This window comes from Luteimonas wenzhouensis (assembly GCF_007859305.1).
GTDB classification, from domain to species: domain Bacteria; phylum Pseudomonadota; class Gammaproteobacteria; order Xanthomonadales; family Xanthomonadaceae; genus Luteimonas; species Luteimonas wenzhouensis.
The window spans coordinates 13777-35140 of the sequence record NZ_VOHE01000007.1 but is presented as its reverse complement, the minus strand read 5'-3'; the positions used below and the strand labels follow the sequence as shown (position 1 = coordinate 35140).

The following is a 21364-nucleotide window of genomic DNA, read 5'->3' as shown; positions in this document are numbered from 1 at the left end:
GCGGGGGAGGGAGCAGACCAACGAACGGACCCCGAACATGCTCAAGATCGACAACCTCCACGCCTCCATCGGCGGACGCGACATCCTCAAGGGCCTGTCGCTGCACGTGAAGCCCGGCGAAGTGCACGCCATCATGGGCCCCAACGGCTCGGGCAAGTCCACGCTGGGCAACATCATCGCCGGGCGCGACGGCTACCAGGTCACCGAGGGCAGCGTGGAGTTCGAAGGCCGCCCGCTGCTGGAGCTGGAGCCGGAAGAGCGCGCCGCGGCCGGCGTGTTCCTCGCCTTCCAGTACCCGGTCGAGATCCCGGGGGTGAACAACACCTACTTCCTGCGCAGCGCGCTCAATGCCCAGCGCAAGGCCCGCGGCGAGGAGGAGCTGGACTCGGTGCAGTTCCTCAAGCTGGTGCGCGAGAAGCTCTCGGTGCTGCACCTGGACGACAAGCTGCTGCACCGCGGCGTCAACGAGGGGTTCTCGGGCGGCGAGAAGAAGCGCAACGAGATCTTCCAGCTCGCGGTGCTGGAACCGAAGCTGGCGATCCTGGACGAAACCGATTCGGGCCTGGACATCGACGCGCTCAAGCACGTGGCCGACGGGGTCAACGCCCTGCGCTCGCCCGAGCGCGCGTTCGTGGTGATCACCCACTACCAGCGCCTGCTCGAGTACATCCGCCCCGACGTGGTCCACGTGCTGGCGGACGGCCGGATCGTCGAATCCGGCGGCCCGGAACTGGCCCAGCAGCTGGAGGAGCACGGCTACGCCTGGATCGCCGGGCGGCAGGCGCCGGAGGCCGTGGCGTGACCAGTCCACTGCTCCAGTCGCTGGCGTCTGGCTTCTCCGGCGACGACGCGCGCCGCGCCCTGCTCGAGGCCGCGCTGCGCGACGGCCTGCCGGGCCCGCGCAGCGAACGCTGGAAGTACACCCCGCTGCGCGCGCTGGACCGGCGCAGCTTCGGCACGCCCGGCCCGGCAACGATCGATGCCGCGCTGCTCGACGGCATCCCCGCGCCGCGCCTGGTGTTCGTCAACGGCGGCTTCGACGCCGCGCTGTCGCGCCTGGACGCACTGCCGGCCGGGGTGGAGCTGGCGGCGGACGGGCCGGGCGAGGCGTCCGTGCCCGAAGCCACCGGCGACGGCCCCGTGCGTCCCGGCGACACCGTGTTCGCGCGCCTCAACGTGGCCCTGGCCAGGACCGGCGTGCACCTGCGCGTGGCCGAGAGCGTCCAGGTCGCGCAGCCCGTCCACCTGGTGTTCGTCGGCGCCGAGGCCGGCGCCGATGCCGTGGCCTGGCACCTGCGCCACCGGATCGAGGTGGCGGCCAGCGCGTCGCTGCGGGTGATCGAACACCACCTCGCCCACGGCGTGCACCGGCATCTGGACACCGCCACGCTCGCGGTTTCGGTGGCGCAGGACGCGCTGCTCGAACACGCCAGGGTGCAAGGCCCGGCCGACGGCGCCACCTCGTTCGCGCGCACCGACGCGGTGCTGCAGGCACGCGCCGGCTACCACCGCGTCGACCTCGAACTGGGCGGCGCGCTGTCGCGGCACGAGCTCAACGTGCGGCTGGAAGGGGAAGGCGCCTCGCTGGCGGCGCACGGCGTGCTGCTGGCCAACGGACGCCGCCACGTGGACACCCGCCTGGGGATCGAGCATGCCGCCCGCGACACCCGCTGCGAGCTGCTGTGGCGCGGCATCGGTGCCGGGCGCGGCCACGTGGTGTTCCACGGCGGCATCACCATCCACCCGGGCGCGGACGGCACCGACGCCCGGCTGTCGAACAAGAACCTGCTGCTCTCGCCCAACGCCGAGATCGACACCCAGCCGGTGCTGGTGATCCACGCCGACGAGGTGCAGGCCGCGCACGGTGCGACCGTCGGCCAGCTCGACGCCAACGCGCTGTTCTACCTGCGCGCGCGCGGCGTGCCCCAGGCCGAGGCGCGGCAGATGCTGACCGCCGCGTTCTGCCGCGAGCCGCTGGCCGCGGTGGAGGACGCCGCGGTGGGCGAGGCCCTGCTGGCCCGCCTGGACGCGGCCCTGGAGGGGCTGTCGGCATGAGCGCGGGCTCCCCCGTGCAGCCGCGCCCGCCTGCGCCCGCCGGCGCGCGCGTCGACTGGGCACGGGTCCGCGCCGACTTCCCGCTGCTCCGGCGGACGGTCCACGGCAAGCCGCTGGTCTACCTCGACAGCGCGAACACCGGGCAGAAGCCGGCCCCGGTGATCGAGGCCGTCGACGCGTTCTACCGCCGCCACAACGCCAACGTCAGCCGCGCGGTGCACGCGCTCGGCACCGAGGCGACCGAAGCCTACGAAGCCGCGCGCACGGCGCTGGCCGGCCTGGTCAACGTGCGCGGCGACGAGCTGGTGCTGTGCAGCGGCACCACCTTCGCCATCAACCTGGTGGCCTATTCGTGGGCGTTGCCGCGGCTCAAGGCCGGCGACGTGATCCTGGTGACCCGCATGGAGCACCACGCCAACATCGTGCCCTGGCAGCTGGTGGCCGAACGCACCGGCGCGGTGGTGCGGCCGGTCGACCCCACCCCCGATGGCGCGCTCGACCTGGACACGCTGTACCGGGCAATGACGCCGGAGGTGAAGCTGCTGGCGGTGACGCACGTGTCCAACGTGCTGGGGACGGTCAACCCGGTGCGCGAGATCTGCCGCGAGGCGCGTCGGCGCGGGATCGCCACCGTGGTCGACGGCTCGCAGGCGGTGCCGCACATGACGGTGGACGTGGCCGCGATCGGCTGCGACTTCTACGCCTTCACCGGGCACAAGATGTGCGGCCCCACCGGCACCGGTGCGCTGTGGGGCCGGCGCGAACACCTGCAGGCGATGCCGCCGTTCCTGGGCGGCGGCGAGATGATCCGTGAGGTCAGCTTCGACGGCACGGTGTTCAACGACCCGCCACACCGGTTCGAAGCGGGCACGCCCAACATCGCCGGCTTCGCCGGCCTGCGCGCGGCGGTGGACTACCTGCAGGGCGTGGGCATGGACGCCATCCATGCGCGCGAAGCCGAACTGCTGGCCCACCTGACCGACGCGCTGGACGCGGCCGGCGGCGTGCGCATCCTCGGCCGCGCCCCTGAGAAGGCGGCGGTGGTCTCGTTCCTGGTCGACGGCGCGCACGCGCACGACCTGGCCACCCTGCTCGACCTGGAGGGCGTGGCGGTGCGCTCGGGCCAGCACTGCGCGCACCCGCTGCTGCAGTTCTACGGCGTGGCCGCGACCTGTCGCGCGTCGGTGGCGTTCTACAACACGCACGAGGAGATCGACGCCTTCGTGGCCGCGCTGCAGAAGGTCCGCCGGCTGCTGGCCTGATGCGGCGGTCGCGGCCGGAGCCGCGATCCCGCACCCCGCCGCCTTCTTGCCGCCCCGGGCGTCAACGCGTCGGCCCCCGTAAAATCCCCCGCCATGCAAGCCCGTTTCCGCGCCGCCACCGAGGCGGACATCCCCGCCCTCGTCGCGCTCGTCACGTCCGCCTACCGCGGCGAGGCCAGCCGCGCCGGCTGGACCACCGAAGCCGACTTCCTCGACGGCCCCCGCATCCACCCCGAGGTGCTGCGCGCCGACCTGCGCCGCCCCCGCAGCCGGGTGCTGGTGGTCGACGGCGCCGATGGCCCGCTCGCCTGCGCCCACGTCGCCGAGCAGGACGGTGCCGGCTACTTCGGCATGTTCGCGGTGCGGCCGGAGCTGCAGGGCGGCGGCCTGGGCGGCCGCCTGCTGGCCGAATGCGAGCGCGTCGCGCGCGAGGACTGGGGCCTGCGATGGATGCGCATGGCCGTGATCGACCTGCGCGAGACGCTGATCGCCTGGTACGAGCGCCGCGGCTACCGCCGCACCGGCCGCCACCAGCCGTTCCCCTACGGCGACGAGCGCTTCGGCATCCCGCTGCGCGACGACCTGCGGTTCGAGATCCTCGAAAAGCCCCTGGAGCCCAACGCGTGAGCGAGACCTGGACCTACGTGTGCACCACGGCCGAACTGCTGCCTGGCGAAATGAAAACCGCCTTCGACGAGGTGACCGGCGCCGGCATCGTGGTGGTCAACCTCGACGGCGAGCTGTACGCGCTGGAGGACCGCTGCAGCCACGAGGACTTCGAGCTGTCTGCCGGCCGGGTCGATCCGGTGGAGGGCAGCGTGGAATGCGTGCTCCATGGGGCCCGCTTCGACGTGCGCGACGGCCGCGCGCTGTGCGCGCCGGCCTACGAGCCGGTCGCGAAGTTCCCGGTGAAGGTGGAAGGCGGCGGCGTCTGGGCGCGGGACGACCGGGAGTAGCGCGGGCCGGCAGTCGGCGCGCCGGTGCCCCCACCCCGCCCCCCCCCCCCCGCAAGCGGGGGAGGGGGCCCAGGAGTACTCCACATGCATGGGAGGGGGCCCCAGGCGTACTCCACATGCATGGAAGGGCCCCAGCGCCCCACAGGCATGGGAGGGGGGCCCGGGAGTGCTCCACATGCAGGAAAGGATCCCAAAAGTGCTGCACATGCACGGAGGGGGTTGCCCTTGCGCGCCCCCGAGTGGAAACCTCCCCTTGCAATGACCCGAGGTCGGGCCGCCCCTGCAGCAAGCCGGGGACGGCCCATCGGGGCGAGCGAACCGCATCGTCCCTCGGCGCAGGACCGTCGCGGCCCGGGGAGTCACCCCGCACCAACCCGGCGCCGCCCCCCTTCCCCGCTTGCGGGGGAAGGTCGGGATGGGGGCAGGTCGCAGGCGTCCACCGGCCGCGGCGATCCACCGGCATCCACGATGAGTATGGTTCTTAGTTTGCGTGTGAGAACGATTCGCGTTTAACATATGCGTCATGGACGCCGCCCCGAGGCGTCCGGGATGGCCCCGTGCCCCTCTCTTCCCGCCAGCACCAGGCAGTTCCAGGCCCCGGCACGGCTCCGGGCCCGGCGCGCTGCCCGCGTCCGGTCGCCGCATCGCCTCCCGGGCAGGCGCCACCCGCCCACCCGGTTTCCTGTTGAAGGCAGTCCGTTCGATCGCGCCCCGCTGGCCAGCCGCCGCCCGCCACGTCCCAGGTCGCGCCCCCACCGCACCTTCGTAGACGCCCCATCCATGACCACATCGCACGTCCGCGCCCCGCGCCGGTCCCCGCTCGCCTGCACCCTCGCCCTGTTCCTCGCCACGCCGGCCCTGGCCACGCCGGCGCCCGCCGCCAATCCGGTCGATTTCGACGCCGTGGTGGTCACCGCGTCCGGCGTCGAGCAGAAGATCGTCGACGCACCGGCCAGCATCAGCGTGATCACCCGCGAGGACCTCGCGCAGCGCCCGTACATCACCCTGCTCGACGCGGTGCGCGACCTGGAGGGCGTGGACATCGGCGAAACCCGCGACAAGACCGGCCAGGGCACCATCTCGCTGCGCGGCATGGGCGCGGACTACACCCTGATCCTCATCGACGGCCGCCGCCAGAACAACCACGGCGACATCTACCCGAACAACTTCGGCGGCAACCAGTTCAACCACATCCCGCCGCTGGACGCGATCGAGCGCATCAAGGTGATCCGCGGGCCGATGTCGACCCTGTACGGTGCCGACGCGATGGGCGGGGTGATCAACATCATCACCAGGAAGACGCTCGATACCTGGGCCGGATCGTTCACCCTGGGTCGCACCTTCGAGACCGACGACGTCTACGGCGACGACCGCACCGCCGACGCCTACGTCACCGGCCCGCTGCTGCCCGGCCGGCTGAGCCTGGCCGCGCGCGCCAGCTGGTACCGGCGCGACGCCTCCAACCCCGTGTACGCCGACGCGATTGATCCGGCCGGCGAGACGCACTCGCGATCGCTCGGCTTCGGCGGCGGCGGCAAGACCGTGGACAACACCAACAAGGCCGGCGGCATCACCCTGACCTGGACCCCGGACGAGCGCCAGAGCCTGAGCTTCGACTACGACAGCTCGCGCCAGGAGTACGACAACGCGATCCGCCGCAACGACGCCGGGGTGGAGGAATACCCGGTGGGCACCGTAGACAACTACGGCGCGGTGCTGCGCATCGGCAACGACGGCCGGGTCGAGCCGCGGGTGGGCTACGCGCCGCAGCAGCGCTTCACCCGCGACACCTGGTCGCTGTCGCACGAAGGCAGCTGGGCGTTCGGCAACACCCGGGCGGTGCTCTCGCGCGTGGAGACCCGCAACGAAGGCCGCACCCTGCCGTTCACCGTGGCCGAGCGCCGGCAGCTGCAGTCGCTCTGGAACGCGGCCTGCACCGCGCTCGGCGGCGCGGTCGGCGACGATGGCTTCTGCCCCCTGGCCGGCACCGGCTACGCCAGTTCCAATGCCTGGAACAACCAGTCCGAAGCCGACAAGCTTGCGATCCTGCAGGCCAACCTGGGCCAGGCGTCCTACCAGCAGCTGCTGGGCTTCCTGCCACGCCCGGCGCGCACGCTCGAAAGCTCGCAGTACACCCTGGACCTGCAGGCCGACGTGCCGTTCCAGGCCGCCGGCGGGCACATGCTCGTCTTCGGCGGCCAGGTGGTGCGCGGCGAGCTGTCCGATGGCGTGTTCGGCATGGAAGCCGGCCGCCCCGGCGGCGTGCAGGACCACGACATGTACTCGCTGTTCGTCGAGGACACCTGGACGATCGCCGAACCGTTCGCGCTCACCGGGGGCGTGCGCTACGACCACCACGACGCCTTCGGCAGCCAGGTCAGCCCGCGGCTGTACGGCGTCTACACCATCAATCCGCGCTGGACCGTCAAGGGCGGCGCCAGCACCGGGTTCAAGACCCCCAGGACCACCGATCTGTACGACGGCGTGGTCGGCTTCGGCGCCCAGGGCACCATCCCGTTCTTCGGCAACCCCGACCTGCAGCCCGAGACCAGCCGCAGCCTGGAACTGGCCGTGTACTGGCAGCATCCGGGCGGGCACGACTTCAACGCCACCGTGTTCCACAACACCTTCGAGGACAAGATCAGTTCGCAGCCCTGCGGGCCCGGGACCGCGCAGCCTTGCTCGTCCACCGGCGAGTACGCCGACCTGGGCTACGCCAACAGCAACCGCACCGTCAACATCGACGAGGTGGTGATCCAGGGCGCCGAGCTGTCGGGCCGCTGGCAGGTGACCGACGCGGTCTCGCTGCGCGCCAACTACACCCACACCGACAGCGAGCAGAGGAGCGGCGCACAGGCCGGCCTGCCGCTGACCGACGCCGCCCGGCACATGGCCAACGCCACGCTCGACTGGCAGGCGACCGGCCGCCTGCGCCTGTTCCTCAAGGGCGAGGCGCGTTCGCGCCGCTTCTCCGACCTGCACCCGGTGACCGGCGAGGAACGCTATTACCGCGACTACACCGTGCTGCACCTCGGCGGCTCGTATGCGGTCAACGAGGCAGTGACGGTCAACGCCCGGATCAACAACCTGCTCGACCGCGACTTCACCACCTACGACACGCAGTTCGCCGACCTCGACGGCGACGGCGTGTACGAGGACGGGACCAACGAGGTCATCTACTTCGACCACTACAACAACAAGGACAAGGCGCGCAGCGTGTGGCTGAGCGTCAACGTCCGGTTCTGACGCCGACGCCGCGCCATCCGTCCGCCGCCGCCGCGAGGCCCGCAGCATGACGCCACCAGCCGCTTCGATCCCCGACCTGTCCCGCCAGCAGCGGCGCGGCTTCTGGCTGCGCACGCTGCACCAGTGGCACTGGATCAGCTCGGCCGTGTGCCTGGTCGGCATGCTCCTGTTCGCGGTCACCGGCATCACCCTCAACCACGCGGCCCTGATCGAGGGCGATCCGCGGGTCGACAACCGCCAGGCCGTGCTGCCCGCGCCGCTGCTCGAAGCGCTCCGCGACGTGCCGGACGGCAATGCGCCGCTGCCGGCGCCGGTGGCGGCATGGCTGTCGAAGCAGTTCGACGCGCCGATCGGCCGGCAGGAGGCCGAGTGGTCCGGCGGGGAGGTCTACCTGTCGCTGCCCGGCCCCGGACGCGACGCCTGGCTGAGCATCGACCGGAGCAGCGGCGAGGTCGAGTTCGAGCGCACCTCGCGCGGCGCCATCGCCTACCTCAACGACCTGCACAAGGGACGCAACGCCGGGCCCGCCTGGGGCTGGTTCATCGACGTCTTCGCCATCGCCTGCGTGGTGTTCACCGTCACCGGCCTGTTCCTGCTGCAGCTGCACGCGCGCCAGCGCCGCATGACCTGGCCGTACGTGGGGCTCGGCCTGCTGGTGCCGGTGCTGCTGGCGCTGCTGTTCATCCACTGATTCCACAACGACCCGGGAAGTCCGCCCATGCGCCTCCAGTTGACCGTCGCCCTCGGCAGCCTGCTCGCCGTTCCCGCGCATGCCGCCGACGTCACCGTCTCGGTCCAGATCCCGCAGCTGCGGGTGGCCGAGTACCACCGTCCGTACGTGGCGGTGTTCGTCGAGGACGCCGCCGGCAAGCACGCCGCCAACCTCTCGGTCTGGTACCTGAGCCGCGACACCGCCGAAGGGCACGGCACCAAGTGGCTGCCCGACCTGCGCCAGTGGTGGCGCAAGTCCGGCCGCACGCTGGAGCTGCCCGTCGACGGCGTCACCGGTCCCACCCGTCCCGCCGGCACCCACGAACTCGGATTCGACGATGCGCATCCGGAACTGGCGAAGCTCGCCCCCGGCGAGTACGTGCTGGTGGTCGAAGCCGTGCGCGAAGTCGGCGGTCGCGAACTGCTCAGGATCCCCTTCAGCTGGCCGGTGACGTCCCCGCAGAGCGGGCGCGCCCAGGGCAGCAGCGAACTCGGCGCGGTCTCGCTCAGGCTCACGCCCTGACCGCGCGCATTCCGATCACGACAAGGAGCCCTCCATGAAGCGCAGTTCCCTGCTCGCCCTCGCGGTCGCCGCGCTGCTGCCGCTATCGGCCGCCGCGCACAAGCAATGGATCATTCCCTCGCAGGCCGTGGTCAACGGCAACGACGCGTGGGTGACCTTCGACGGCGCGATCTCGAACCAGCTGTTCTTCCCCGACCACGTGCCGATGCGGCTGGACAACGTGACCGCCACCGCGCCCGACGGCAGCACCGTCGAGCTGCATAACGCCAGCACCGGGAAGTACCGCAGCACCTTCGACGTCCGGCTCGAGCAGCCGGGCACCTACCGCATCGCCAACGTCAACGACGCCCTGTCCGCGCGCTGGGACACGCCCGAAAGCCTGGCCGCGAAGGCCGCGGCCGAGGCCGAAGGCAAGCCGGCCAGCGGCCCCGGCGCGCCGCCGGCCACCCGCGGCGGCTTCCTGCGCGGGGCCACGCCCGGGGACCTGGCGACGAAGGTGCCCGCCGACGCGATCGGCCTGCAGGTCACGCAGGCGATCACCCGGGTGGAGACTTTCGTCACCAACGGCGCGCCCACAACCGGCGCGCTCGCGCCGACCGGCCGCGGCATCGAGCTGTCGCCGGTCACCCATCCCAACGACCTCTACGCCGGCGAGGAAGCCACGTTCCGCTTCCTGGTGGACGGCGAGCCGGCCGCGGGCCTGGCGTTCGAGATCGTGCGCGGCGGCACCCGCTACCGCAACGCGCAGGAGGAGATCCTCGCCACGACCGACGCCGAGGGCCTGCTGCGCGTCACCTTCCCCGAGCCCGGCCTGTACTGGCTGGAGACGAGCCTGGAGGACGAGCGCCCGTCGGTGCCCGAGGCCACGCGGCGCCGGCTCGGCTACGTGGCGACGCTGGAGGTGCTGCCGCAGTGATGGCGCCTCGCGGCGCGCGGCGGGGCTGATGCCCGCGCCTCCGCGCCACCACGCCCGGCCATGAGCAGCAGCACCGCCCCCGCCAGCGCGTCCGTCGTGCACACCCTGTACGGCGAAACCATGGGCACGCGCTGGCGCGTGGACCTGGTCGCGCCGCGGGACATGCTGCTGCACCCGCTGCACGCGGCACTGCAGGCGCGACTGGACGCGATCGTCGCGCAGATGAGCACCTGGCGCGACGATTCGGACCTGATGCGCTACAACCGCGGCGCGCCCGGCAGCTGGCATCCGTTGGCCGACGACTTCTTCGCCGTGGTCGACTGCGCCCTGCAGGTCGCCGCGGCCAGCGACGGCGCCTTCGATCCCACCGTCGGCCGCCTGGTCGGCGCTTGGGGATTCGGGGCCCATGCCGGGCCGCGCCGCGTGCCCGATCCGCGGGTCCTGGCGGAGGCACGCAGCACGGCCGGATGGCGGCGGCTGGAGCTGCGGCGCGGCACGCGCGAGCTGCTGCAGCCGGGCGGCACCTGGCTCGATCTCTCGGCGATCGCCAAGGGCTACGCGGTGGACGCGCTGGCGGCGCTGCTGCGCGCGCGCGGGATCCCGGCGGCGCTGGTGGACGTCGGCGGCGAGCTGCGCGGCTACGGCCGCAAGCCGGACGGCGCGGCCTGGCGGGTCCTGGTCGAAGCCGGCGGCGACGACACCGCCGACCCCTGCGTGGTGGTGTTGGACGACGCCGCGGTCGCGACCTCGGGCCCGTACTGGCAGCGTTACGAGGTCGAGGGCCGCGAGTGCTCGCACACCATCGACCCGCGCACCGGAAGGCCCGTGACCGACGCGCCGGCGGCCGTCAGCGTCGTCGCCGGCGACGCGATGCGCGCCGATGCCTGGTCGACGGCGCTTGCGGTGATGGGCGTGGGCGCCGGTGAACGGTTCGCGCGGGTGCACGGACTCGCCGCGCGCCTGCTTCCCGCCGGCCCCGGCGCGACGCCGCGCACGACGCCCGGTTTCGAAGCACGCCTGCTGCGATGAGCCCCGCGCACCCACCACCTCCCCGCTGGCGCGCCGCGCTCGGCAACGGCGCGATCCTGGCCGTGCTGCTGGCGACCGCGCTGGCGCTTCTGCCGCTGCACGGCGATGCATGGTGGCCGGCGATGCCGCGGCCGCGCGACTGGTGGTCGGCCGCTGCCAGCCTGGCGCTGTACCTGGGACTGTGCGCATGGCGGCTGCCGCGCGGCCGCGAGCGGCGCGCCGACGATGGTGGCGCGGCGCTGCCGTGGCTGGTGGCGCACGCGAGCCAGACCGGCTTCGCCGTGGAACTGGCCGGGCACACGGCCGCCTCGCTGCGCGCCGCGGGCGCGCAGGTCGTGCTGCGTCCGCTGTCGGACATCGACGCGCCGCTGCTGGCGCGCACGCAGCGCGCGCTGTTCATCGCCAGCACCACGGGCGAAGGCGATCCGCCCGACGTCGCGCTGTCGTTCCTGCGCGACACCATGGCGCAGGCGGCGGACCTGGCCCGCCTCGAATACGCCGTGCTGGCCCTTGGCGACCGCGACTACGCCCGCTTCTGCGCCTTCGGCCACCGCCTCGACCAGTGGCTGCGCCGGTGCGGTGCGCGTGCGCTGTTCGACCTCACCGAAGTGGACAACGGCGACCCGGGCGCGCTTCGCCACTGGCAGCACCACCTCGCGCTGGCCGCGGGCGCGGCCGCGATGCCCGACTGGACGCCGCCGCGCTACGCGCCGTGGACGCTGGCCGCGCGCACGCTGCTCAATCCGGGCAGCCGGGGCGGCCCCGCGTTCCACCTGGTGCTGCGTCCGCCACCGGGCGCCGCGCCGGACTGGCAGGCCGGCGACATCGCCGAGATCGGACCACGCAATGCGCCGGCAGCCGTCGAGGGGCTGCTCGCGGCGACCGGACTCGATGGCGATGCCGCGGTCCGGTTCCGGTCGCAGGCCACCACGCTGCGCGAGGCGCTGGCCGCCGCCCACCTGCCCGACCCGGCGACGCTGCCCGCCCGCCCGCAGGCCGTGGCCGACCTGCTGCAGCCCTTGCCGCACCGCGAGTACTCGATCGCCTCGCTCCCCGGAGATGGCGCAGTGGAACTGCTGGTACGGCAGATGCAGCGCGAGGACGGCCGCCCCGGCCTCGGCAGCGGCTGGCTGTGCCGGCATGCACGGGTGGGCGACACGATCGACCTGCGCATCCGCGCCAATCCCCAGTTCCATCCACCGGCTGGCGACCGGCCGCTGCTGCTGGTCGGCAACGGCACCGGCATCGCCGGGCTGCGCGCCCTGCTCAAGGCGCGCGCCGGCGCGGGGGCGAGGCGCAACTGGCTGCTGATGGGCGAACGCCAGCGCGCGCACGACGCGTTCTTCGAAACCGAGCTCCGGCGCTGGCTCGACGATGGCGTGCTCGAACGCTGCGATTTCGCCTGGTCGCGCGACGAACCGCGCCGCTACGTGCAGGACGCGCTGCGCGAGCAGGCGCCGCGGCTGCGCGCATGGGTGGACGAGGGCGCCGCGATCTATGTCTGCGGCAGCCTCGCGGGGATGGCGCCCGGCGTGGACGCGGTCTTGCGCGAAGTGCTCGGCGAGGACGTCGTGGACGCGCTGCGCGAGCAGGGCCGCTACCGGCGCGACGTCTACTGAGCCGCCCGGCGCGGATCGATCCGCACCAGCAAGGCCTCGCCGCTGCCGTCGAAGGCATGCCGCGTGCGCGCCTGTCCTGCGCCGAGCAGCGCGGTGTCGCCAGCGGCCAGCGGCGGCAGCCCGGCCGCATCGCCATTGAAGACGACACGGCCGGTCAGCAGGTGCAGCACCCAGGTCGAGCCGGGGTCGGTGAACACCACCATGGTGCCGACCATCGGCCGATGCCACAGCTGGGCCTCGACCACCTCGCGCCGCCACATCAGGTTGAAGCAGGTGGCGCGGCCGCCCTGCGGCAGGCCCTCCACCGCGCGCTCGCCGTCGAACCGCAGGCGCTGGTGCGGCGGCTGCAGCGCTTGCCGGCCGCCATCGGCGAAGACCAGCTCCAGGCCCTCGCCCTCGAGCAGGACCAGCTCGCGATCGACGCCGGGGAACCGCGAGAAGGCGGCCGGCGCCTCGACCTCCGCGATCGACAGACGCCAGTCCCAGGGGTCTGCGCCCTGGGCGTGGATCTCCCGGGTCCAGCCGCGCCCGTTGCGCCAGCGGTCGCGCCGGTACTCGTGGGCGGGGATGAGGTGTACGCGGGGCTGCATCCGCGGAAGTCTAGCCGCCCACGCCGCGCGGCGCGGAACGAGCGCCGCCCGCCATGCCTTCCCTGGCACGGAACGGGCGGCGGGTACGTCCCTGTATGACGGCGGCACGCCGTCCCGCGGGGCCTCCTGCCCCACCCGGCGCGCGTCCCTGCGCCCCGGAAGTCGACCGGTTCAGCGCGTCTGCGCAGTGGCGCGGGTGGGCGCGGCCGCGGGCCTGGCCGGCGCGGCACCGGCGCCGACCACGATGCGGTCGCGGTTCCGCTCCACGGTCCGCAGGCCGATGCCCTTGACCTCGGCCAGCTGTTCGGCGCTGCGGAACGGGCCGTTGGCCTTGCGGTAGGCGACGATCGCCTCGGCCTTGGATGGCCCGACGTTCACCAGCACGCGCTCGAGGGTGGCGGCGTCGGCGGTGTTGATGTTGACCTTCTCGGCCGCGAGCGCGTTGCCAGCCATGGCCAGCGCGAGCAGCAGGGCCACCAGCAGGTGCCTGATCGTGTTCATTCCTGGTCTCCTTGGAGTGAAGTGGTGTCCGTTCCCCGGCCGCGTCCTGCGTGCCGGCGATTGGAGTCTCGCGCGGCACCGGTGCCGGCCCTATCGCCACGCGGTCCCCTGCGCGCCGGGTTTGTGCGCCATGGGCAGTGGGAAAAGCCCTACGCTTGACCGTCCCCGGCAGGCACACGAATACTCGGCGCGGCACCCCCGAAGCCCGCAGCTGCCGTGGCGCGCCACGGCAGGCCGCGCCTTGCCGCGCCATGATTGCCCACGGCCGCCCACCCCTGCTCCCTGCCTGCGCCGGTCGCGACCCCACGACCACGGAGACCACCATGCCCCGGCACGAAAAGATCGACTACGTCGAATACCCGTCCCGCGACCTGGAGGCGACGAAGCGGTTCTTCGGCGACGCCTTCGGCTGGACCTTCGAGGACTACGGCCCCGACTACATCGCGTTCTCCGGCCAGGGCCTGGACGGCGGCTTCTACCGCTCAGGCCTGGCCGCACGCACGGAAGCCGGCAGCGCGCTCGTCGTGCTCTACAGCAACGACCTGGAGGCGACGCTGCGCAAGGTGGAAGCCGCCGGCGGCACCATCGTCAAGCCGGTTTTCTCCTTCCCGGGTGGCCGCCGCTTCCACTTCACCGAACCTGGCGGCAACGAGCTCGCGGTGTGGTCGGAGCCACGGGAGTGACGCGACCGCGGAACTGAACGTTCCGCCGGCGCAGGCCGGCGTCGCGGACGCACGCGCGAGCGCTGTTTCCACCGGAAAAACCCGCCCTTCGCCTGGCGTCGCGCGCCGGCCCTGTCGCGCCGGGTGAAGGGCCCGCGCGTCGCCACGGCGGTACAATGGCGCTTTCCGTTTACCGGCAGGCACCATGGACGCAGGCAGGATCGATCGCTACGTGGACACCAAGTGGGATGACGACATCATCCCGCAGCTCGTCGAGTATATCCGCATTCCCAACAAGTCGCCGATGTTCGACGCCGACTGGGAAAAGAACGGCTACATGGCCGACGCGGTGAAGCTGATGGAATCCTGGGCCCGCGCCCAGGACATCCCGGGCATGGTGGTGGAGGTGGTGCAGCTGGAAGGCCGCACGCCGCTGATCTTCATCGAGATCCCGGCCGCGCACGGCGGCAGCAACGACGACTGCGTGCTGCTGTACGGACACCTCGACAAGCAGCCGGAGATGACCGGTTGGGACGACGACCTGGGCCCGTGGAAGCCGGTGCTGCGCGACGGCAAGCTCTACGGCCGCGGCGGCGCCGATGACGGCTACGCGATCTTCGGTTCGCTCGCCGCGGTGATGGCGCTGCAGGAACAGCAGGTGCCGCACGCGCGCTGCGTGGTGCTGATCGAGGCTTGCGAGGAGTCGGGCAGCTACGACCTGCCGGCCTACGTGGACCACCTGGCCCAGCGCATCGGCCAGCCTTCGCTGGTCGTGTGCCTGGACTCGGGCTGCGGCAACTACGACCAGCTCTGGTGCACCACCTCGCTGCGCGGCATGGCCGGTGGCAACCTCACCGTGCAGGTGCTGGAGGAAGGCGTGCACTCGGGCGACGCCTCGGGCGTGGTGCCCTCGAGCTTCCGCCTGCTGCGCCAGCTGCTGTCGCGGATCGAGGACGAGCAGACCGGCCGGGTGCTGATCGAGGGCCTGCACGCGGACATCCCGGCCGAGCGCGTCGAACAGGCGCGGCGCGCGGCCGAGGTGCTCGATACCGCGATCTACGACAAGTTCCCGCTGGTGCCCGGGCTGCGCCCGATGGCCGACGACCTCGCCGAGCTGGTGCTCAACCGCACCTGGCGCCCGGCGCTGTCGGTGACCGGCGTGGGCGGGATCCCGTCGCTGGACTCGGCCGGCAACGTGCTGCGGCCGCAGACCGCGGTGAAGCTGTCGCTGCGCCTGCCGCCCACCGTGGACGGCAAGCGCGCGGGCGAGCTGCTGCAGGCCGAACTGCTGCGTGATCCGCCCAACGGCGCGCAGGTCACGCTGGCGCTGGAAAAGGCCGCCACCGGCTGGAACGCGCCGGCGCTCTCGCCCTGGCTGGAACGGGCCATCGACACCGCCAGCCAGGAGTTCTTCGGCCGTCCGGCGATGTACATGGGCGAAGGCGGCTCGATTCCGTTCATGGGCATGCTCGGCGAGAAATTCCCGGGCGCGCAGTTCATGATCACCGGCGTGCTCGGCCCGCATTCCAACGCGCACGGCCCCAACGAGTTCCTGCACATCGCGATGGGCAAGAAGGTCACCGCCTCGGTCGCGCGCGTGATCGCCGAGCACCACCTGGCCAGCGAGCGCGGCGAAACCACCGGCGCGGCGGTGGCGCCCGACAGCGGCACGCGCCACGGCGACCACGGCTGCTGCTGAGGTCCGGGAGCGGTGGGACTGGCGCGCCTGCGCCGGTCCTGCCAGCCTTGCGGCTCCATGTTCGAAAAGGGGGAATACGGATGGACGGAATTTTCGGCGGCGACAGCTGGTTGTGGATCATCGTCGTCGGCCTGGTGGTCGGCCTGCTGGCGCGCCTGCTCAAGCCCGGCCGCGATCGCATGGGCCTGGTCCTGACCACCCTGCTGGGTATCGGCGGGGCGCTGCTGGCCGGCTGGGTCGGCCGCACGATGGGCTGGTACGCCCCGGGCCAGAAGGTCGGCTTCCTCGCCTCGCTGGTGGGCGCGATCGTGATCCTGCTGGTGGTGGGCAAGCTGCGGCGCTGAATTTGGAAAGCGGATCGCCGTCGTGGCGGGACGCCGCGATGAACGTTGCGGGCCGTGCGGGTCGCGCGGGTCGCGGCTGAAGCCGCTCCTACAGACATTGCATGTCCGCGCTCCCGTGTAGGAGCGGCTTCAGCCGCGACCAAGCGACGGATCGACCCTGGCCGCGACGGTCCAGGCGTCCAACCCCGACCGCCCATCGGCGGCACGCCGGACGCCCACGGCGCGGCTCAATCGAGCAGGCGCGCGATCACCTGTTCGGCCAGCACGGCCGGATCGGCGGCGGTGGTGTCGAGCACCAGCTCCGGCGATTCCGGGGGCTCGTAGGGCGAGTCGATGCCGGTGAAGTTGGGAAGTTCACCACGGCGTGCCTTGGCGTACAGGCCCTTCACGTCGCGGCGCTCGGCCTCCTCCAGCGGGGTGTTCACGTACACCTCGATGAAGTCGCCCTCGTCGAACAGCGCGCGCGCGGCGCGCCGCTCGGCGCGGAACGGCGAGATGAAGCTCACCAGCACGATCAGGCCGGCGTCGGTCATCAGCTTCGCCACCTCCGACACCCGGCGCAGGTTCTCCACCCGGTCCTCGTCGGTGAAGCCGAGGTCGCGGTTGAGGCCGTGGCGCACGTTGTCGCCATCGAGCAGGTAAGTGTGCAGCCCGCGCGCGAGCAGCCCGCGCTCGACCAGGTTGGCGATCGTGGACTTGCCCGCGCCCGACAGGCCGGTGAACCAGACGCAGCGCGGGCGCTGGCCCTTGAGCGCGGCGCGCGCCTTGCGGTCCACGTCCAGCGCCTGCCAGTGGATGTTGTCGGCGCGGCGCAGGCCGTGGCGGATCATGCCGGCGCCCACCGTGGCGCGGCTGATCGGGTCGACCAGGATGAACCCGCCCAGCGCTGCGCTCTCGGCATAGGGCGCGAACGCCACCGGACTGTCGAGCGAGAGCACCACCCCGCCGATCTCGTTGAACTCCAGGCGCTTGGCGGCCAGCGGCTGCAGGCTGTCGGGGTCGTGCCGGTGCTTGAGTTCGCTCACCCGCACGCCGACGGTGCCGGTGCCGAGCTTGACCTGGTAGCGGCGCCCGGGCAGCAGCGGCGCCTCGTCGAACCACAGCACGTCGGCCTGGACCTGGTCGCTGTGCGCCAGCGGCGCGTCGGCGGCCGCCAGCACGTGGCCGCGTCCGGCATCCACTTCGTCGGCGAGGCGGACGGTCACCGCCTGGCCGGCGACCGCCTGGGCGCGCTCGACACCCGACACCCGGATCGCGGCGACCCGGCTGCGGGTGCCGGACGGCTCGATGGACACGTCCTCGCCCGCCCGCAGCGTGCCCGAGGCCACGGTGCCGGCCAGCCAGCGCCCGCCGTCCGCATCGCGCAGCACCGATTGCACCGGCAGCCGCAGCGGGCCGGAGGCGTCGTCGCGATCGATCGCCACCGTTTCCAGGTGCTCGAGCACGCTCGGCCCGCGGTACCAGGGCATCGCCGGCGAACGGGTGGTGACGTTGTCGCCCACCGCCGCGGCCACCGGCACCGCCACCACGTCGGGGAGGCCGAGCTTGCCGGCGTGCGCGCCGAAGCGCGTGGCGATGTCGTCGAATACGGCCTGGTCGTAGCCGACCCGGTCCATCTTGTTCACCGCCAGCAGTACGTGGCGCACGCCGAACAGCGCCAGGATGGCGGCGTGGCGGAAGGTCTGCGGCAGCAGCCCGCGGGTGGCATCCACCAGCACCACCGCCAGGTCGGCGACCGAAGCGCCGGTAGCCATGTTGCGGGTGTACTGCACGTGGCCCGGGCAGTCGGCGATCAGGAAGCGGCGGCGCTTCGTTTCCAGGTGGCGCCAGGCCACGTCGATGGTGATGCCCTGCTCGCGCTCGGCATCGAGCCCGTCGAGCAGCAGCGCGTAGTCGATGTCGCCGCCGCGGGTGCCGTGGCTGGCGCTGGCCCGGGCCAGGGCCGCGCGCTCGTCGTCGGGCACGCGCCCGGCCTCGTGCAGCAGGCGTCCGATCAGGGTGCTCTTGCCGTCGTCGACGCTGCCACAGGCGATCATCCGCACGAAGTCGGCACCCGGCCCCGGCGCGCGCGCGCCCTTGACCGGGACGTGCGGCGCATCGTCCGCGAAAACGCCGGTCCGCCGGTAGAGGTCGCTGGCCACGCTGTTCATCCTGTCATCTCCAATCGTGCACCGCCAGCGCGGCGCGGCGATGGCGCAAGCGGCCGGTGGCGGGCACCGGTGCGCCAGGCCCGGCGACCGCGGCCGAGCCGGGCGGCGCGCCCGTTCAGAAGTAGCCTTCGCGCTTCTTCTTTTCCATCGAATCGCCGTCGGCGTGGTCGATCAGGCGCCCGGCGCGCTCGGACAACGCACTGGTTTCCATCTCGGCGATCACCGCGTCCAGGTCGGCCGCGTCCGACTCCACCGCCCCGGTCAGCGGATAACAGCCAAGGGTGCGGAAGCGTACGCGCCGGCGCTCGATCTTCTCGCCCGCGCGCAGCACGAAGCGGTCGTCGTCGACCATGATCCAGGTACCGTCGCGCCACACCACCGGACGCTCGGCGGCGAAGTACAGCGGCACCACGTCGATGTTCTCGCGGCGCACGTAGCGCCACACGTCCAGCTCGGTCCAGTTCGACAGCGGGAACACGCGCACGCTCTCGCCCTCGCCGACCCGGGCGTTGTACAGGTTCCACAGCTCCGGCCGCTGCCGGCGGGGATCCCAGCGGTGCTTCGCGTCACGGAACGAGAACACCCGTTCCTTGGCCCGCGACTTCTCCTCGTCGCGACGCGCGCCGCCGATGGCCGCGTCGTAGCCGCCGGCCTCCAGCGCCTGCTTGAGCGCGAGCGTCTTCATCACCTCGGTGTGCACGCTGGCGCCGTGGGTGAACGGGCCGACGCCGTCGCGCAGGCCGTCGGGATTGACGTGCACGCGCAGCTCCACCCCGGTCTCCGCCGCCCGGCGGTCGCGGAAGGCGATCATCTCGCGGAACTTCCACGTGGTATCCACGTGCAGCAGCGGGATCGGCGGCGGCGCCGGTGCGAACGCCTTGAGCAGCAGGTGCAGCAGCACCGAACTGTCCTTGCCGATCGAGTACAGCAGCACCGGCCGGCGGCACTCGGCCGCCACCTCGCGCAGGATGTGGAGGCTTTCGGCTTCGAGCCGGTCGAGGTGGTCGACGGCCGGGGCGGCGGCGGGGATCGGCTTCATGTCGGCGGCGATTGTAGCCATGCCCCCCACCCGCCCCGTAAATCACCGCAGGGCATGACTGCATAACCGACCCTCCTTTCCCGCGGCGCCCGGGTGGCCCGTAGCCTTGCTCCACGACCGCCACCCGAGGATCGCCGGAGGATGTCCGCACCCGCCGCACTGCCCGCGCTTCCGTTTCCCCAGGAGACGGCCGACGCACTCGTCCGCCTGACCCAGGGGCTGGAGCCGGCCGGGCTGTGGTGGCTGTCGGGCTATGCCGCCGGCCTGGCCAGCCGCGCCGGCACGGTCGCCGCCCCGGGCAGCGCCCCGCGCACCGAGGCCGCCGCCGGGCCGGGCCAGCGGCTGACCATCCTCTACGGCAGCCAGACCGGCAATGCCCGGCGCGCCGCCGAGGTGCTGTTCGACCAGGCCCAGGCCGCCGGGCTGCCCGCCCGCCTGCTGCGCGCCGATGCCTATCCCACCCGCGAGCTGGCCGGCGAACGCCTGCTCTACGTGGTGATCAGCACCCAGGGCGAGGGCGATCCGCCCGACGATGCGATCGGCTTCGTCGAGTTCCTGTCCGGCCGCCGCGCACCCAAGCTCCCGGAACTGAAGTACGCCGTGCTGGGACTGGGCGATACCAGCTACGCCGACTTCTGCGGCATCGCCTGCCGGATCGACGCGCGGCTGGCCGAACTGGGCGCGCAGCGGGTGGCGGAGGTGGCCAAGGCCGACCTCGACATCGAGACCGTGGCCGGCCCCTGGCGCGAGTCGGCGCTGGCCAGGGCCGGCGAACTGCTCAAGGCCGCCGCGCCCGCCGGCGCCGGCCACCTGGCCACCGTCACCCCGCTGCGCCCGGCCGCGAACTGGTCGCACGAGCGCCCGTTCCCGGCCGAAGTGCTGGAGAACCAGTCGCTCAGCGGCCGCGAGTTCCGCGGCACCGGCTTCCGCAGCTACGGCGAGGTGACCAAGGACGTGCGCCACCTCGAGCTGTCGCTGGACGGCTCGGGCCTGGCCTATGAGCCGGGCGACGCGCTTGGCATCCGCCACCGCAATCCCGAGCCGCTGGTCGCCCAGGTGCTGGAGGCCACGCGTCTGGACGGCGATGCCGTCGCCACCGAGGGCGGCGACAGCCTGCCGCTGGCCGAGTGGCTGGCCACGCGGCGGGAACTGACCCGCCTCTCGCGACCGTTCCTCGCCGCCCTGGCCGAGCGCAGCGGCAGCGCCGAGCTGGCCCGGCTGCTGGAGCCGGGCAACGCCGGGTTCGCTGCCCTGCTCGCCGACCACCAGCTGCTCGACGTGCTGCGCCGGTGGCCGGCCGACTGGACCGCCGAAGCCCTGCTCGCCGCCCTGCGCCCGCAGGTCAAGCGGCTGTATTCGATCGCCTCCAGTCGCAAGCGCGTGGGCGACGAGGCGCACCTGACCGTCGACGTGGTGCGCTACCAGGCCCACGGCCACGCCCATGTCGGCGCGGCCAGCGCCTTCCTCGCCGGCCTCGGCGAAGGGGACCAGTTGCCGGTCTACGTCGAACCCAACGAGCGCTTCCGCGTCCCCGCCGATGCCTCGCGCGACATCATCATGGTCGGCCCCGGCACCGGGGTGGCGCCGTTCCGCGGCTTCGTGCAGGAACGCGCCGAGACCGGCGCCGGCGGCCGCAACTGGCTGTTCTTCGGCGCCCAGCACTTCAACACCGGCTTCCTCTACCAGGTCGAGTGGCAGGAAGCGCTGCGCAGGGGCGAGCTGCACCGCCTGGACCTCGCCTTCTCGCGCGACCAGGCCGCGAAGGTCTACGTCCAGCACCGCCTGCGCGAGCGCGGGCGCGAGGTGTACGACTGGCTGCAGTCTGGCGCGCACCTCTACGTCTGCGGCGCCATTGCCATGGGCAAGGACGTGCACGCGGCCCTGCTGGAGATCGTCGCCACGCACAGCGGCGGCGACGCCGAGGCCGCCGCCGAGTACCTCTCCTCCCTGCAGTCGGAGGGCCGCTATGCGCGCGACGTGTACTGATCCGCCCCGCTACCCCCACTTGCGGGGAAAGGTACCCGAAGGACGGATGGGGACCACCGCCTCCGCCTCGCTCCCA

19 protein-coding genes are annotated in these 21364 nt (G+C 72.6%); 15 read left to right on the top strand and 4 right to left on the bottom strand.

Features of this window, described 5'->3' with window-relative positions; translation table 11 throughout:
* Positions 1–37: 37 nt before the first annotated feature.
* From sufC to FQY79_RS12240, 11 genes are all read left to right on the top strand, one after another.
* Entirely contained in the window at positions 38–802 is a 765-nt protein-coding gene (gene sufC / locus FQY79_RS12290; RefSeq protein WP_146313206.1) for a Fe-S cluster assembly ATPase SufC, read from the top strand.
* Positions 799–2055: a Fe-S cluster assembly protein SufD gene (gene sufD / locus FQY79_RS12285; protein ID WP_246123111.1), complete on the top strand. Its 1257-nt coding sequence runs from the start codon at positions 799–801 to the stop codon at positions 2053–2055. The genes sufC and sufD overlap by 4 nt, the downstream gene beginning before the upstream one ends.
* Complete coding sequence (locus tag FQY79_RS12280) at positions 2052–3317, top strand: cysteine desulfurase (protein WP_146313205.1); 1266 nt, start codon at positions 2052–2054, stop codon at positions 3315–3317. Before sufD ends, FQY79_RS12280 begins: the two co-directional genes overlap by 4 nt.
* 93 nt (positions 3318–3410) lie before the next feature.
* On the top strand, positions 3411–3944 hold the full coding sequence (locus FQY79_RS12275) for a GNAT family N-acetyltransferase (protein ID WP_146313204.1): 534 nt from the start codon (positions 3411–3413) through the stop codon (positions 3942–3944).
* Complete coding sequence (locus FQY79_RS12270; RefSeq protein ID WP_146313203.1) at positions 3941–4273, top strand: non-heme iron oxygenase ferredoxin subunit; 333 nt, start codon at positions 3941–3943, stop codon at positions 4271–4273. Before FQY79_RS12275 ends, FQY79_RS12270 begins: the two co-directional genes overlap by 4 nt.
* Positions 4274–5053: 780 nt before the next feature.
* The gene (locus FQY79_RS12265) at positions 5054–7519 is read left to right on the top strand and encodes a TonB-dependent receptor domain-containing protein (protein WP_146313202.1); all 2466 of its coding nucleotides are present in this window, start codon (positions 5054–5056) and stop codon (positions 7517–7519) included.
* Positions 7520–7565: 46 nt separating this feature from the next.
* The gene (locus tag FQY79_RS12260) at positions 7566–8210 is read left to right on the top strand and encodes a PepSY-associated TM helix domain-containing protein (protein ID WP_146313201.1); all 645 of its coding nucleotides are present in this window, start codon (positions 7566–7568) and stop codon (positions 8208–8210) included.
* Positions 8211–8237: 27 nt separating this feature from the next.
* Positions 8238–8753, top strand: coding sequence for a DUF2271 domain-containing protein (locus FQY79_RS12255; protein ID WP_027072939.1), 516 nt, complete (start codon positions 8238–8240; stop codon positions 8751–8753).
* Between the two features lie 34 nt (positions 8754–8787).
* Positions 8788–9669, top strand: coding sequence for a DUF4198 domain-containing protein (locus FQY79_RS12250; RefSeq protein ID WP_027072940.1), 882 nt, complete (start codon positions 8788–8790; stop codon positions 9667–9669).
* Positions 9670–9729: 60 nt separating this feature from the next.
* A complete protein-coding gene (locus FQY79_RS12245) occupies positions 9730–10698 on the top strand; it encodes an FAD:protein FMN transferase (RefSeq protein ID WP_146313200.1) in 969 nt (322 codons plus the stop codon).
* Positions 10695–12317, top strand: coding sequence for a sulfite reductase subunit alpha (locus FQY79_RS12240; protein WP_146313199.1), 1623 nt, complete (start codon positions 10695–10697; stop codon positions 12315–12317). The genes FQY79_RS12245 and FQY79_RS12240 overlap by 4 nt, the downstream gene beginning before the upstream one ends.
* Here FQY79_RS12240 and FQY79_RS12235 read toward each other — a convergent pair.
* Both FQY79_RS12235 and FQY79_RS12230 read right to left on the bottom strand, forming a co-directional pair.
* Entirely contained in the window at positions 12311–12907 is a 597-nt protein-coding gene (locus FQY79_RS12235) for a HutD/Ves family protein (RefSeq protein WP_146313198.1), read from the bottom strand. The two genes, FQY79_RS12240 and FQY79_RS12235, sit on opposite strands and share 7 nt — an antisense overlap.
* A 171-nt stretch (positions 12908–13078) precedes the next feature.
* Positions 13079–13408, bottom strand: coding sequence for a ComEA family DNA-binding protein (locus FQY79_RS12230; protein WP_146313197.1), 330 nt, complete (start codon positions 13406–13408; stop codon positions 13079–13081).
* 323 nt (positions 13409–13731) lie between these two features.
* Between FQY79_RS12230 and FQY79_RS12225 the strand changes: the two genes are divergently transcribed.
* From FQY79_RS12225 to FQY79_RS12215, 3 genes are all read left to right on the top strand, one after another.
* Positions 13732–14091, top strand: coding sequence for a VOC family protein (locus FQY79_RS12225; protein ID WP_146313196.1), 360 nt, complete (start codon positions 13732–13734; stop codon positions 14089–14091).
* 184 nt (positions 14092–14275) lie between these two features.
* The gene (locus FQY79_RS12220; protein ID WP_146313195.1) at positions 14276–15769 is read left to right on the top strand and encodes a M20 family metallopeptidase; all 1494 of its coding nucleotides are present in this window, start codon (positions 14276–14278) and stop codon (positions 15767–15769) included.
* 80 nt (positions 15770–15849) lie between these two features.
* A complete protein-coding gene (locus tag FQY79_RS12215; protein WP_146313194.1) occupies positions 15850–16113 on the top strand; it encodes a GlsB/YeaQ/YmgE family stress response membrane protein in 264 nt (87 codons plus the stop codon).
* 227 nt (positions 16114–16340) lie between these two features.
* Here the strand turns inward: FQY79_RS12215 and cysC are convergent, their stop codons facing one another.
* Positions 16341–18263: an adenylyl-sulfate kinase gene (gene cysC / locus FQY79_RS12210; RefSeq protein ID WP_146313193.1), complete on the bottom strand. Its 1923-nt coding sequence runs from the start codon at positions 18261–18263 to the stop codon at positions 16341–16343.
* Positions 18264–18378: 115 nt separating this feature from the next.
* Positions 18379–19302, bottom strand: a complete 924-nt coding sequence (gene cysD / locus FQY79_RS12205) for a sulfate adenylyltransferase subunit CysD (RefSeq protein WP_146313192.1) — start codon at positions 19300–19302, stop codon at positions 18379–18381.
* Positions 19303–19443: 141 nt separating this feature from the next.
* On the opposite strand from cysD, the gene FQY79_RS12200 reads away from it, so the two are divergent.
* Entirely contained in the window at positions 19444–21288 is a 1845-nt protein-coding gene (locus tag FQY79_RS12200) for an assimilatory sulfite reductase (NADPH) flavoprotein subunit (RefSeq protein ID WP_146313191.1), read from the top strand.
* Positions 21289–21364 lie beyond the last annotated feature (76 nt).